Annotated in this window: 8 protein-coding genes; 4 read left to right on the forward strand and 4 right to left on the reverse strand. The window is 71.9% G+C overall.

The window, feature by feature from the left end:
• Positions 1-276: 276 nt before the first annotated feature.
• The 3 genes from ACYVOO_RS05615 to ACYVOO_RS05625 are packed head-to-tail and all read left to right on the forward strand — an operon-like array spanning position 277 to position 3,927.
• Entirely contained in the window at positions 277-1,893 is a 1,617-nt protein-coding gene (locus ACYVOO_RS05615) for a glycoside hydrolase family 13 protein (RefSeq protein ID WP_461014521.1), read from the forward strand.
• A gap of 25 nt (positions 1,894-1,918) precedes the next feature.
• Positions 1,919-2,992 (forward strand): LacI family DNA-binding transcriptional regulator, encoded by a 1,074-nt coding sequence (locus tag ACYVOO_RS05620; RefSeq protein WP_461014522.1) that lies wholly within the window; start codon positions 1,919-1,921, stop codon positions 2,990-2,992.
• A gap of 35 nt (positions 2,993-3,027) precedes the next feature.
• Positions 3,028-3,927: a phosphatase PAP2 family protein gene (locus ACYVOO_RS05625; RefSeq protein ID WP_461014523.1), complete on the forward strand. Its 900-nt coding sequence runs from the start codon at positions 3,028-3,030 to the stop codon at positions 3,925-3,927.
• 46 nt (positions 3,928-3,973) lie between these two features.
• On the opposite strand, the gene ACYVOO_RS05630 is transcribed toward ACYVOO_RS05625, so the two are convergent.
• The 4 genes from ACYVOO_RS05630 to ACYVOO_RS05645 all read right to left on the reverse strand — a co-directional run bounded on the left by ACYVOO_RS05630 (position 3,974) and on the right by ACYVOO_RS05645 (position 11,642).
• Positions 3,974-7,081 carry a bifunctional [glutamine synthetase] adenylyltransferase/[glutamine synthetase]-adenylyl-L-tyrosine phosphorylase gene (locus tag ACYVOO_RS05630; protein WP_461014524.1) on the reverse strand — a complete coding sequence of 1,036 codons (3,108 nt, stop codon included), beginning with the start codon at positions 7,079-7,081 and terminating at the stop codon, positions 3,974-3,976.
• Between the two features lie 248 nt (positions 7,082-7,329).
• Positions 7,330-8,691 (reverse strand): glutamine synthetase family protein, encoded by a 1,362-nt coding sequence (locus ACYVOO_RS05635; protein ID WP_461014525.1) that lies wholly within the window; start codon positions 8,689-8,691, stop codon positions 7,330-7,332.
• Positions 8,692-9,147: 456 nt separating this feature from the next.
• Positions 9,148-10,347, reverse strand: a complete 1,200-nt coding sequence (locus tag ACYVOO_RS05640) for a S8 family peptidase (RefSeq protein ID WP_461014526.1) — start codon at positions 10,345-10,347, stop codon at positions 9,148-9,150.
• A 119-nt stretch (positions 10,348-10,466) separates the two neighbouring features.
• A complete protein-coding gene (locus tag ACYVOO_RS05645; RefSeq protein ID WP_461014527.1) occupies positions 10,467-11,642 on the reverse strand; it encodes a helix-turn-helix transcriptional regulator in 1,176 nt (391 codons plus the stop codon).
• A gap of 289 nt (positions 11,643-11,931) precedes the next feature.
• Here ACYVOO_RS05645 and ACYVOO_RS05650 point away from each other — a divergent pair, with 289 nt between their 5' ends.
• Positions 11,932-13,701, forward strand: coding sequence for an NAD+ synthase (locus ACYVOO_RS05650; RefSeq protein WP_461014528.1), 1,770 nt, complete (start codon positions 11,932-11,934; stop codon positions 13,699-13,701).
• The last annotated feature ends 99 nt before the right edge of the window (positions 13,702-13,800 follow it).

Raw genomic sequence — 13,800 nt, forward strand, 5'->3', positions numbered from 1 at the left:
TGGACCAAGACCGCCGACGAGATCCTCGAACGCCTCAGCTCATATCTGAACAGAATTCCCGACTCAGAAGACTAGGGGGTGTTGTGAAAGTCCCGTCTGCGGGGCGGGGCCATGCACGCACATCTGCTGCGTTGTCGGTCGTCGGCGCAGCCCGCTGCGCTCTCCTCCCTCCGCCTTGCATCTGCACGCACCTGACCCCGCCCCGCACCGCCTACCGGCGGTACGACGTTACTTCCACAACACCCCCTAGCCGGTCCTACCCGAGAGGGATGGCTCATGCCCCAGCCCCAGTACGCCGTCAACGCCGACCCCGCCGCCGACGGCAGCCCCGCGGCCCCGGCCGGCTGGTGGCGCGACGCCGTCATCTACCAGGTGTACGTCCGCTCCTTTGCCGACAGCGATGGGGACGGCATCGGGGACCTCCCCGGCATCCGCCAGCGCCTCCCCCACCTCGCCGAACTGGGCGTGGACGCCGTCTGGCTCACCCCGTTCTACGCCTCGCCCCAGGCGGACGGCGGCTACGACGTGGCCGACTACCGCGCCGTCGATCCCCGCTTCGGCGACCTCCAGGACGCCGACGACCTCGTCCGCGAGGCCCACCGCCTCGGCCTGCGCGTGATCGTGGACATCGTGCCGAACCACACCTCGGACCAGCACGCCTGGTTCCGCGCCGCGCTGGAGGGCGACGAGGCGGCCCGCGCCCGCTACCACTTCAGGGCCGGCCAGGGCTCGGAGGGCGAACTGCCCCCGAACGACTGGGAGTCCGTCTTCGGCGGTCCAGCGTGGACCCGTACACCCGACGGCGCCTGGTACCTCCACCTCTTCGCGCCCGAACAGCCCGACCTCAACTGGGACAGCCAGGAGGTGCACGACGAGTTCGAGTCGGTCCTGCGCTTCTGGCTCGACCTCGGTGTGGACGGCTTCCGCATCGACGTGGCCCACGGCATGGTCAAGGCCGAGGGGCTGCCCGACATCGGCCGCAAGGAACAGGCCCAGCTCATCGGCGCCCAGGAGCTGCCGTTCTTCGACCAGGACGGGGTGCACGAGATCCACCGCTCCTGGCGGCGGCTGCTCGACTCCTACGAGGGCGAGCGCGTCGGCGTCGCCGAGGCATGGGCACCCGACGCGGGCCGCCTCGCGCTCTACGTACGCCCCGACGAGCTGCACCAGGCGTTCAACTTCCAGTTCCTGCGCGCCTCCTGGGACGCCGTCGAGATGCGCGCCGTCATCGAGGAGTCCATGGCCGCGACCACCTCCGTCGGAGCCCCGACCACCTGGGTGCTGTCCAACCACGACGTCGTCCGGCACACCACCCGCCTCGGCGGCCTCGACCGCGCGCGGGCCGCCGCCATGCTGCTGCTCGCGCTGCCCGGCTCCGCCTACCTCTACCAGGGCGAGGAACTGGGCCTCCCCGAGGTCACGGACCTGCCCGACGAGGTCCGCCAGGACCCCGCCTTCTTCCGCTCGGGCCACGACGCCAGCGGCCAGGAGGGCCGCCGCGACGGCTGCCGCGTCCCGCTGCCGTGGGAGAGCGAGGGCCCCTCGTACGGCTTCGGCCCCGGCGGCTCCTGGCTGCCGCAGCCCGAGGCGTGGAAGGAGCTGTCCGTCGAGGCGCAGACCGGCGACCCCCGCTCCACCCTGGAGCTGTACCGCTCGGCCCTCGCCCTGCGGCACCGGCTGCCGGGGCTCGGGGACGGCCCGCTGGAGTGGCCGGAGGCGCCCGAGGGCGTGCTCGCGCTCGGGCGGCCCGGCTTCGTCTGCACCGTCAACACGCTCGACGAGGAAGTGGAACTGCCCGTACCGGGCCGTCCGCTGCTGTCCTCGGCTCCGCTGGACTTCTCCGGTGGCCAGGCCCGGCTTCCCGCGAATTCGTGCACATGGTGGGAACTCTGAGATGAGGCCGGTAAGGTCCGGTCCTGTGACCGCACGGCTAGCTGACATCGCAGCACAGGCGGGGGTCAGCGAAGCCACGGTCAGCCGGGTGCTGAACGGCAAACCCGGCGTCGCCGCGACCACCCGTGAATCCGTACTCGCCGCTCTCGACGTCCTCGGGTACGAGCGGCCCGTCAAGCTGCGCCAGCGCAGCGCCGGGCTGGTCGGACTGATCACGCCCGAGCTGGAGAACCCGATATTCCCCGCGTTCGCGCAGGTCATCGCGCAGGGCCTGACGCGGCAGGGCTACACGCCCGTGCTCGCTACCCAGACCCCCGGCGGCTCGACCGAGGACGAGCTGACGGAGATGCTGGTGGACCGGGGGGTCTCGGGCATCATCTTCGTCTCCGGGCTGCACGCGGACACCACGGCCGACATGCAGCGCTATGAGCGGCTGCGCGGCCAGGGCGTCCCCTTCGTCCTCATCAACGGCTTCTCCACCAAGGTCCAGGCCCCCTTCGTCTCGCCCGACGACCGCGCCGCCATGCGGCTCGCGGTGACCCACCTCGTCTCGCTCGGCCACCGCGGCATCGGGCTCGCACTCGGGCCGAAGCGGTTCGTGCCCGTACAGCGCAAGATCGAGGGCTATCTGCGCACCATGGAAGAGCAGCTCGGCCTGCCCGAGCGGGAGGCGGAGCTGCTCGTCCAGCACTCCCTCTACACCCTGGAGGGCGGCCAGGCCGCCGCCTCGGCGCTGCTGGACCGGGGCTGCACGGCGGTCGTGTGCGCCAGCGACATGATGGCGCTCGGCGCGATCAGGGCAGCGCGGCAGCGGGGGCTCTCGGTGCCGGGCGAGGTGTCCGTCATCGGGTTTGACGACTCCCCGCTGATCGCCTTCACCGACCCGCCGCTGACCACCATCCGGCAGCCCGTCACCGCCATGGGGCAGGCCGCGGTCCGGGCGCTGCTGGAGGAGATCGAGGGCACTCCGGCCCCGCACAGCGAGTTCGTCTTCCTGCCTGAACTGGTCGTACGCGGTTCAACCGCTTCCGCTCCCATGGTCCTCAAGAAGTCGGCCGATCGGATGACCGAAACGGCCGAAGACCCGACCGCAGGATGATCGGCGACGGCCCCCCTTCTGGCAAACTGATTCCCATGGGGGCACCGACGACGAGGACGACGGACACACGCCACCCGGACGGCGCGACACCCGACGAGGAGCAGCGCGAGACCGGGGCAGAAGCCGAGGCCGGGGGGCCGCGGGACGGCGGACCGCGGGACGGCCGGGCGTGGCGGGCGGGCGCGCTGCTGGAGCGCGTGCGCTCCCCGAAACGGCCCCGCATCTGGTTCGAGATCGCCCTCATCGCCGTCAGCTATTGGACGTACTCCCTCATCCGCAACGCCGTGCCCGAGCAGCGCGCGCAGGCCCTGCGCAACGCGGACTGGATCTGGGAGATCGAGCGGATCCTCGGCATCGCGGTGGAGCAGTCCGTCAATCACGCGGTGAACAGTGTCACCTGGCTCATCGTGACGATGAACTACTACTACGCGACGCTCCATTTCATCGTCACCATCGCCGTCCTGGTGTGGCTCTATCTCGCCCACCCCGGGCGGTACGCCGCCACCCGCCTGGTCCTGTTCGCCACCACCGGCGTCGCCCTCCTGGGCTACTACCTCTTCCCCCTCGCCCCGCCCCGCCTGATGAACGGCGGCGATTTCATCGACACCGTCCAGGTCCACCACACGTGGGGTTCGATGGCCTCGGGGAACCTCGCGGAGATGTCGAACCAGTACGCGGCGATGCCGTCCATGCACATCGGGTGGTCGGTGTGGTGCGGGGTCACCATCGCCATGCTGGCCAGGACGGCGTGGGTCCGCGCGCTGGGGTACGCGTATCCGCTGACCACGCTGATCGTCATCGTCTGCACGGCCAACCACTTCTGGCTCGACGCCGTGGGGGGCCTGCTGTGCCTGGCCTTCGGCTTCGTCCTCTCCTACGGCTGGTACGGCCGCCTCTCCTACCGCCTCCCCCAACTGGTCCCGGCCACGGCGTAGGGGGCCGGGCCCTCATGGGGGCGGGCGTGCGGGGCGTGCGGGGGCGCTATTCGGCCGCGTCGTAGAAGAGCCGCTCCATCACGCCGCGCGCCCGGCGCGTCGTGCGGCGGTAGTCGTCGAGCATGTCGCCGACGTGTCCCGGCTCGTACCCGAGATAGCGCCCCACAGCCGACAGCTCCCGCGACTCCGAGGGGAACGTGTCACCGGCACGCGCCCGCACCAGCATCGTCGCGTTGCGCACCCGCGTGGCCAGCAGCCACGCCTCGTCCAGGATCTCGGCGTCGTCCGTGTCGAGCAGCCCCGCGGCGTGCGCCGCGGCCAGCGCCTCGCGGGTCCGCGTCGTGCGCAGCCCTGGCTCGGCCCAGCCGTGCCGCATCTGGATCAGCTGAACCGTCCACTCGACGTCCGTCAGACCGCCGCGCCCCAGCTTCGTGTGCGTGGTCGGGTCGGCGCCGCGCGGGAGACGTTCCGCCTCCATGCGGGCCTTGAGCCGGCGGATCTCGCGCAGCGCGTCCTCGCCGAGGCCCTCGTGCGGATAGCGCAGCGGATCGATCAGGCCGATGAAGCGTTCGCCGAGGTCGGCGTCGCCCGCGACGGGCTCGGCGCGCAGCAGGGCCTGGCTCTCCCACACCGCCGACCAGCGGCGGTAGTACGCGGCGTAGGAGCTGAGCGAGCGGGTCAGCGACCCGGTCTTGCCCTCGGGGCGCAGATCGGGGTCGATGATCAGGGGCGGGTCGGAGCTGGGGAGCTGGAGCAGCCGCCTGATCTCGGTGGCGACGGCCAGCGCCGCCTTCGACGCCTCCTCCTCGCCCACCCCTTCGCGGGCCTCGTGCACGAACATCACGTCGGCGTCGGAGGCGTAGTTCATCTCGTGGCCGCCGAAGCGGCCCATGCCGATGATGGCGAACCTGGCGGGCAGCTCGTCGCCCCACTGCTGGCGCACGGCGGCGCGCAGGGCGCCCGCGAGGGTGGCGGCGTTGAGGTCGGTGAGCGCGTTGCCGACGCGGTCGACGGCCGGGGCCGGGTCGTCGGCGACGGGGACCTCGTCGGTGCCGTAGGCGCCGATGACGTCGGCCGCCGCCGTGCGGAACAGCTCGCGCCGCCGCACGCCCCTGGCCACGGCCACGGCCTGCTCCGCGTCCCCGGCGCGGCCCACCGCCGACAGCACCTCCTGCGTGAGCGCCGCGCGCCCGCGCGGGCGCAGATCGTCCGTCGAGCCGAGCAGCGCGACGGCCTCGGGTGCGCGCAGCAGCAGGTCGGGCGCGAAGCGCCCGGCGGACAGGACGCGGGCCAGGTTCTCGGCCGCGACGCCCTCGTCGCGCAGCAGCCGCAGGTACCAGGGCGTCCTGCCGAGCGCGTCGGAGACCTTGCGGAAGCCCAGCAGGCCCGCGTCCGGGTCGGCCGAGTCGGCGAACCAGCCGAGCAGCACCGGCAGCAGGGTGCGCTGAATGGCGGCCTTGCGGCTGACGCCACTGGCCAGCGCCTCCAGATGGCGCAGCGCCCCGGCCGGGTCGGCGTAGCCGAGGGCCTCCAGGCGCTGGCGCGCGGCGCGCGGGGAGAGCCGGGCCTCGCCGACGTCGAGCTGGGCCACGGCGTCGAGCAGCGGCCGGTAGAAGAGCTTCTCGTGCAGCCGCCGCACGGCCGTCGCGTGCCGCCGCCACGTCTTGTGCAGCTCGGCGACGGGCTCGCTGCGGTAGCCGAGGGAGCGGGCCAGGCGGCGCTGGTCGGCCTCGGTCTCCGGCATGAGGTGGGTGCGGCGCATGTGGTGGAGCTGGATGCGGTGCTCCATGGTGCGCAGGAAGCGGTACGAGGCGTCCAGCGCGGCGGCGTCCTGGCGTGCGACGTAGCCCCCGGCGGCGAGCGCTTCGAGGGCTTCGAGGGTGGTGGGGCTGCGCAGGGTGGCGTCGGAGCGGCCGTGCACGAGCTGGAGGAGCTGCACGGCGAACTCGACGTCCCGCAGCCCGCCAGGGCCCAGCTTCAGCTCGCGCTCGACCTGCGCGGCGGGGATGTTCTCGACGACGCGGCGGCGCATCTGCTGGACGTCGGTCACGAAGTTCTCGCGCTCGGCCGCCTGCCAGACCATGGGCCCGACGGCCTCCACGTACTGCTGCCCGAGCGCCAGGTCACCGGCCATGGGGCGGGCCTTGAGCAGCGCCTGGAACTCCCAGGTCTTGGCCCAGCGCTGGTAGTAGGCCAGGTGCGAGGAGAGGGTGCGCACGAGCGGGCCATTGCGTCCCTCGGGGCGCAGGTTGGCGTCGACGGGCCAGATGGTGCCCTCGGCCGTGGTGTCGGAGCAGATCCGCATCATGCGGGAGGCGAGGCGGGTGGCGGCCTGGAGCGCCTTGTCCTCGTCGACGCCTTCGGCGGCCTCGGCGACGTAGATGACGTCGACGTCGGAGACGTAGTTCAGCTCGTGGCCCCCTGCCTTGCCCATGCCGACGACGGCGAGGCGGCAGGAGGCGGCGTCCTCGGGCGCCTCGCGCTCGGCGAGGGTAAGGGCGGCGCGGAGGGTGGCGGTGGCCAGGTCGGCGAGTTCGGCGGCTGTCTGGGCGAGGTCGCTGGTGCCGCACACGTCGCGCGCGGCGATGGACAGCAGGCAGCGCCGGTAGTGGTGGCGCAGCGCGTCGGGGTCCGTCACGTCCCCGAGTGCGGCCTCGAACTCCTCGACGCCGGGGTTGAGGTCGGCGGCCGACTCGTAGGTGACGAGCGCCTTCCAGTCCTCGGGGTGCCGGGCGAGGTGGTCGCCGAGTGCTTCGGAGGCGCCGAGCACGCCGAGCAGCCTGTCGCGCAGCGGCTTGCTGGCCAGCAGGGTGTCCAGCAGCTCCTGGCGGGGCCGCGCGTCGGGCTGTCCCCCGGCGGCGACGGCGCCCGCGCCCTCGGCGGACCCGGTGGCTCCGGGGGCGCCGGTGGGCCCGGCCGGTCTCTCACCGGCGCGGCCCGGTACCTGCTCGGGCAGCGCCTCGGCGAGCCTGACGAGGCTGACCAGCGCGAGGTCGGGGTCGGCCGTGGCGCCGAGGGCGTCCAGCAGGCCGGCGTCGTCGCGGAGTGCGGTGAGGGCGGGGTCGTCGAAGAGCCGCTGCGCCGCGGCCGGGTCCGTGAACCCGTGCCGCAGATACCGCCCGAACCGGCTGTCCCGTCGCCCGCCCTGTGGCACGTTCGTCTCCGCCTCTCGTCTCTCTCGGGATGGCCTGCTGATCGCTCGCTCGCCGGAGGCCCGTCCCGCCCCATGATCCGCCCGCGTCCCGCGTCCCGCGCGGCGCCCTGTGACACGGGAAGCGGTGCGCGGGTGCGGGACGCGGCCACAGCGAGGCCGCCCGTGCCCGTGCCCGTGCCCGTGAGGGGGCCTGCCCCGTAACGGGGGAACCATCCCGGACCGGGCCGGGGGCCGGGGCGCCGGGCCGGTTACAGCACCGGCAACGACTTGCGCAGCTCGAACGCCGTCACCTCGGAGCGGTACTCCTCCCACTCCTGCTTCTTGTTCCGCAGGAAGAAGTCGAAGACGTGCTCGCCCAGCGTCTCGGCGACCAGCTCGCTCCGCTCCATCAGCGTGATGGCCTCGCCGAGGTTCTGCGGAAGCGGCTCGATGCCCATCGCGCGGCGCTCGGAGTCGGACAGCGCCCATACGTCGTCGTCGGCGCCCGGCGGCAGCTCGTAGCCCTCCTCGATGCCCTTGAGCCCGGCGGCGAGCAGCACGGCGTAGGCGAGGTACGGGTTGGCACCGGCGTCCAGCGAGCGGACCTCGATGCGGGTGGAGCCCATCTTGCCGGGCTTGTACATCGGCACCCGGATGAGCGCGCTGCGGTTGTTGTGGCCCCAGCAGATGTACGAGGGGGACTCGCCGCCCTCGCCCGCGGTGCGGTTGGCGCCGCCCCAGATGCGCTTGTAGGAGTTGACCCACTGGTTGGTGACGGCGGAGATCTCGCCCGCGTGGTGGAGGAGCCCGGCGATGAAGGAGCGGCCGACCTTGGAGAGCTGGTACTCGGAGCCGGACTCGTAGAAGGCGTTGCGGTCGCCCTCGAAGAGGGAGAGGTGGGTGTGCATGCCCGAGCCGGGGAACTCGGAGAACGGCTTGGGCATGAAGGTGGCCTGCACGCCCTGCTCCAGCGCGACCTGCTTCATGACCAGCCGGAACGTCATGATGTTGTCCGCCGTGGACAGCGCGTCCGCGTACCGCAGGTCGATCTCCTGCTGGCCCGGCGCTCCCTCGTGGTGCGAGAACTCGACGGAGATCCCCATCGACTCCAGCATGGTGATGGCCTGGCGGCGGAAGTCCATGCCGACGTGCTGCGGGGTGTGGTCGAAGTAGCCGGAGGAGTCGGCGGGCACGGGGCGGCTGCCGTCGACGGGCTTGTCCTTGAGCAGGAAGAACTCGATCTCGGGGTGGGTGTAGAAGGTGAAGCCGAGGTCGGAGGTCTTGGCGAGGGTCCGCTTGAGCACGTAGCGCGGGTCGGCGTACGAGGGGGAGCCGTCGGGCATCAGGATGTCGCAGAACATCCGGGCCGTGCCGGGGGCCTCCGCGCGCCACGGCAGTATCTGGAAGGTGCTCGGGTCGGGCTTGGCGATCATGTCGGATTCGTAGACCCGCGCGAAGCCCTCGATGGCGGAGCCGTCGAAGCCCATCCCCTCGTCGAACGCCTGTTCCAGCTCGGCGGGGGCCACGGCGACGGACTTCAGGAAGCCCAGCACGTCGGTGAACCAGAGCCGGACGAACCGGATGTCGCGCTCCTCCAGAGTACGGAGCACGAATTCCTGCTGCTTATCCATATCCATCCATCCTCGCTGGTCAGGCCGCCCACTCCATGCCGAGGGGCATTTTGCGGGCACTTGAGCATCCCACCACACAGTTTCCGGGACATTGCGTACCCGTGCCCCGTGGGTGTACCCCCTTCCCGGCTCATGGTGCCTCCCGCCGGCGTCCCGGCTGCCCTCATTGTGGGGTACGTGCTGGATCTTGGTCGACCCGTGTTCTGAACGGACGGCCAACGGAGGACCACGGAACGGCAAACGGTCCATGGGAGCCGCGGAACGGCAGACAGCCGCGGCCCGGCATGTGGGGTACCGGGCCGCGGCCGTGGTGTGCGGTGACGCGGGTGGTGCTGGTCGAGAGGGGGAAGCGGAGCGAGGGACCGGGTTCCGGTGTACGGGGTGGGGGGTACGGCGCTGGCGTCGCCGGGCCCGTACACCGGAGTCGCTCACCCGGAGCGGCTCACCCGGGAGCCCTTATTCGACGACGTTCAGCAGCAGGTTCGGGGAACCCTCGCCCGGGTTGCCGACGACGTCCTTGGAGGCACCGTCGGTCAGGCCCTTGGCGACCGCCTCGGGCGTGGCGTCGGTGTGGCCCGAGAGGTAGACCGCCGCGGCGCCCGCGACGTGCGGGGAGGCCATGGAGGTGCCGGAGATGGTGTCGGTGGCGTCGTCCCCGGTGTTCCAGGCGCCGGTGATGTCCACGCCGGGGGCGTAGAGGTCCACGACGGAGCCGTAGTTGGAGAAGTCGGCCTGTGCGTCGGTGTTGTCCGTCGCGCCGACCGTCAGGGCCTCGGGGACCCGCGCTGGCGACGAGTTGCCCGCGTCGGCACCCTCGTTGCCCGCGGCCACCGCGTAGGTGACGCCGGAGGCGATGGAGTTCGACACGGCCTCGTCCAGCGCCTCGTCGGCGCCGCCGCCCAGGGACATGTTGGCGACGGAGGGGCCCTCGTGGTTCTTGGTGACCCAGTCGATGCCCGCGACGACGCCCTCGGTGGTGCCGGAGCCCTGGTCGTCCAGCACGCGGACGGCCACGATCTCGGCCTTCTTGGCCACGCCGTGCGCCTCACCTGCGACGGTGCTGGCCACGTGGGTGCCGTGGCCGTTGCCGTCGTTGGCGTCCTCGTCGCCGTCCACGGCGTCGAAGCCGCTGGTGGCACGGCCACCGAAGTCGGCGTGCGAGGTGCGGACGCCGGTGTCGATGACGTACGCCTTGACGCCCTCACCCGCGCTGTCCGGGTAGGTGTACTTCTTGTCGAGGTTCAGCTCGGGGGTGTCGATGCGGTCGAGGCCCCAGGAGGGCGGGTCGGCCTGCTCGCCGGTTATGGAGTGCTTCTGGTTCGCGTAGACCTTGTCCACGGCGGGGTCGGCGGCGAGCTGCTTGGCCTCGTCGGCCGACATGGAGGCGGAGTAGCCGTTGAGGGCGTGGGTGAAGGTTCTGTCCACCTTGCCGCCGTGCTCCTTGACGACGGACTTGCCCTCGGCCGAGGACGCCTTCACGGCCGACTTCTTCATCGTGACGATGTAGCTGCCCTTGACGGCCTTGGCGGAGTTCGCTCCGACGACGGTGCCTTCGACCGGGGCCGCGTTCGCGGGGAGGGCGGCGCCCGCTCCGACGGCGGCTGCTGCTACGGCCGCGGCGATCCCGACGGCAACCTTCTTACGCGTCACTGCCATTGCGAGGGTTCCTCCTCGTGTGGGGGGTGCGCTGTGGGGTGCGCGATCGAAGCTCAGCACAGCGACGCGAGTAGAACAAGGGTGAGCCCGAAAGGGGCTTTCCGGTCATTGGCGCAGGTTCAACTCACCTCGGACGCGGGCCCGATGACGGATTCCGCGTCCGATGACGGACCCGAGGATGGACCCGGTGACGGGTTCGACGACGAGTTCGGCGACGGGCCCGCTGACGCATCCGGTGACGCGTCCAGCGACGGGTCGGGCGAGGGGGCCGTCGACGGGCTCGGCGGCTGGAGCACCCAGCCCAGGCTGGCCGCGCGCATGCCGAGCTGGAAGCGCGTGGACGCGTTGAGCCGGTCCATCAGACCGTGCAGACGGCGCTGGAATGTGCGGTAGCTGACGCCGAGCTGGCGCGCCATGACCTGGTCCGTCATCCCCGTCGTCAGCAGTGCCAGCAGCCTCGACTCGTCCGGCGTCGGACCGTCGGCCGCGCCCTTCGGGCGGCCACCGAGGTAGTCGGAGAGCGGCAGCGCGCGGGCCCACAGCACCTCGAAGAACTCGCACAGCGAGTCCAGCAGCCCCGAGGGGTGTACCACCACGCTGCTGACCAGCTCGTGCGGGGCCGCGCGCAGCGGGATGAGCGCGATGCGGTCGTCGGCGATGAGGAGCTTGGTGGGGGTGTCGGCCATCACCCGCGCGTCCTCGCCGAGTTCGGCGCAGTGCCCGATGTCGGTGTCCAGCCGGTGGAAGCTGGCAAGACCGTCGGTGTCGTAGATGACGCGGTAGCCGATGCCCTGCCGCATCATCTGCTCCTGCACCGGCATGATCCCGGTCTTCGGGTCCAGCTGGTCGGGGTCGCTGTTGGCGTACGGGGGCCGGTCGATGCCGCGTATCTCCTGGCGGGCGCTGCGCTGGAGCTGGTCGACCTGGCGGATCACGGCCGCGCGGCCCGTGACGATCTCCACGAGGTCGACGGGGTCGCGGCCCGCCGCGTTGGCGCGGAAGCGCGCGGCCAGCACCTGGATATGGCGGCGCGTGCGGTGGATGGACTCCTCGCGGGCCAGCAGCAGGGACTCGAAGGCGACCTCGGGCGCGACGGGCAGATAGCGCTCCTCGCCGCCCCGCTCCCCGGAGAAGCGGCCGACCAGGCTCAGGCGTTCGAGCGAGGTCAGGCTCTCGCGGATACGGGGGGCGCCCAGACCGAGCGCCGCGCGCAGCTCGGAGACGGTGACCGCGCCGTCCACGAGCGCCTCGTAAGTCCGCTGCTGGACGGGGTCAAGTCCGAGTGCCTCCAACATGCACGCATCCTCCGTGGGGTGGCGAGTTCGCGTCAATGACCGAAGCCCGCCACGGCCCCCGCATTCCCCTCCCAACCCTCTGATACCACCCATACCGCTGGCGTGGTCCCGCCTCCGGCGTGCGACGGCCGGGGCGCCTCGCACATGGCCGGAACCGGACGTACCGGCCGGTCCGTCGCCGCGCACCGGAGAGCGGGACGGGCACGCGGCGACGGGCACGGACGGGCACGCCCCGCCCCCCCCAGAGGCATCGCGTCACTTTGACGGTTACGCGGTTACCCTTGGGCCCGTGCCTCAACTACGTCTCGCCCTGAACCAGATCGACTCCACCGTCGGCGACCTCGACGGGAACGCCGAGTCGGTAGTCCGCTGGACCCGGCACTCCGTCGAGCAGGGGGCGCACCTCGTGGCGTTCCCCGAGATGATGCTGACCGGGTATCCCGTCGAGGACCTGGCCCTGCGCTCCTCGTTCGTCGAGGCCAGCCGCGCCGCGCTGCGCGCGCTCGCCGGGCGGCTCGACGACGAGGGCTTCGGGCAGGTGCCGGTGATCGTCGGCTATCTCGACCGCGCCGAGCGGGCCACCCCCGCATACGGGCAGCCCGCTGGCGCCCCGCAGAACGCGGCGGCCGTGCTGCACGGCGGCGAGGTCGTGCTGACGTTCGCCAAGCACCACCTCCCCAACTACGGCGTCTTCGACGAGTTCCGCTACTTCGTGCCAGGCGAGACCCTCCCGGTCGTCCGCGTGCACGGCGTGGACGTGGCGCTCGCGATCTGCGAGGACCTGTGGCAGGACGGCGGCCGGGTGCCCGCGGCGCGCTCGGCGGGCGCGGGCCTGCTGGTCTCCGTCAACGCGTCCCCGTACGAGCGGGACAAGGACGACACCCGCCTGGAACTGGTGCGCAAGCGCGCCCAGGAGGCCGGGTGCACCACCGCCTACCTCGCCATGATCGGCGGCCAGGACGAGCTGGTCTTCGACGGCGACTCGATCGTCGTGGACAGCGCGGGAGAGGTCATCGCGCGGGCCCCCCAGTTCGAGCAGGGCTGCGTCGTCCTCGATCTCGACCTGCCCGCCGCCGCTGCCACCCCGCCCAGCGGCACGGTGGACGACGGGCTGCGCGTCGAGCACGTGGTGCTGTCCGAGGACCCGCTGCCCGCGTACGAGCCGGAGGTCACCGGCAGCGAGGCGCCCCGCCTGGAGGACGACGAGGAGATCTACACCGCGCTGGTCGTGGGCCTGCGCGCCTACGTCGCCAAGAACGGCTTCCGCTCCGTGCTCATCGGCCTCTCCGGCGGCATCGACTCGGCACTGTGCGCCGCCATCGCCTGCGACGCGGTCGGCCCGGACAACGTCTACGGCGTCTCGATGCCCTCCCGCTACTCCTCGGAGCACTCCAAGGGGGACGCGGGCGAGCTGGCCGAGCGCACGGGGCTGCACTTCCGTACGGTGCCGATCGGGCCGATGTTCGACGCGTACATGGAGTCACTGGAGCTGACGGGGCTCGCGGAGGAGAACCTCCAGTCGCGGCTGCGCGGCACCATGCTGATGGCGCTGTCCAACCAGGAGGGCCACATCGTGCTGGCCCCCGGCAACAAGTCCGAGCTGGCCTGCGGCTACTCCACGCTGTACGGGGACTCGGTCGGCGCGTACGGGCCGATCAAGGACGTCTACAAGACGAACGTCTTCCGGCTCGCCAAGTGGCGCAACCGCGCGGCTGCCGAGCGCGGCCACACCCCGCCGATCCCGGAGAACTCGATCACCAAGCCCCCGAGCGCCGAGCTGCGCCCCGGCCAGGTGGACACGGACTCGCTGCCCGACTACGACGTGCTGGACCGCGTCCTCAAGCTCTACGTGGACGGGGACAAGGGCCGCGAGGAGATCGTGGCCCTTGGCTTCGACGCGGAGCTGGTCACGCGCGTGCTGCGGATGACGGACACGGCGGAGTACAAGCGGCGCCAGTACCCGCCGGGCACGAAGATCTCCGCGAAGGGCTTCGGCAAGGACCGCCGCCTCCCGATCACCAACCACTGGCGCGACACGGGGGTGCCCCGGCGGGGGTGACCTTGGGTTACGGCGCGCCGTGGTGCGGTGCGCCATCGTGTGGTGCGCCATCGTGTGGTGCGCCGTGACGGGGTGCGCCGCAGCCGCGCGAAGAGCCCG

Source organism: Streptomyces daliensis (assembly GCF_054782395.1).

What these genes read in the sequence shown, in the direction of transcription:
- ACYVOO_RS05635 (WP_461014525.1), bottom strand. Translation starts at nt 8,691, where the DNA reads ATGGATAAGCAGCAGGAATTCGTGCTCCGTACTCTGGAGGAGCGCGAC.
- ACYVOO_RS05625 (WP_461014523.1), top strand. Translation starts at nt 3,028, where the DNA reads ATGGGGGCACCGACGACGAGGACGACGGACACACGCCACCCGGACGGC.
- ACYVOO_RS05645 (WP_461014527.1), bottom strand. Translation starts at nt 11,642, where the DNA reads ATGTTGGAGGCACTCGGACTTGACCCCGTCCAGCAGCGGACTTACGAG.
- ACYVOO_RS05615 (WP_461014521.1), top strand. Translation starts at nt 277, where the DNA reads ATGCCCCAGCCCCAGTACGCCGTCAACGCCGACCCCGCCGCCGACGGC.
- ACYVOO_RS05640 (WP_461014526.1), bottom strand. Translation starts at nt 10,347, where the DNA reads ATGGCAGTGACGCGTAAGAAGGTTGCCGTCGGGATCGCCGCGGCCGTA.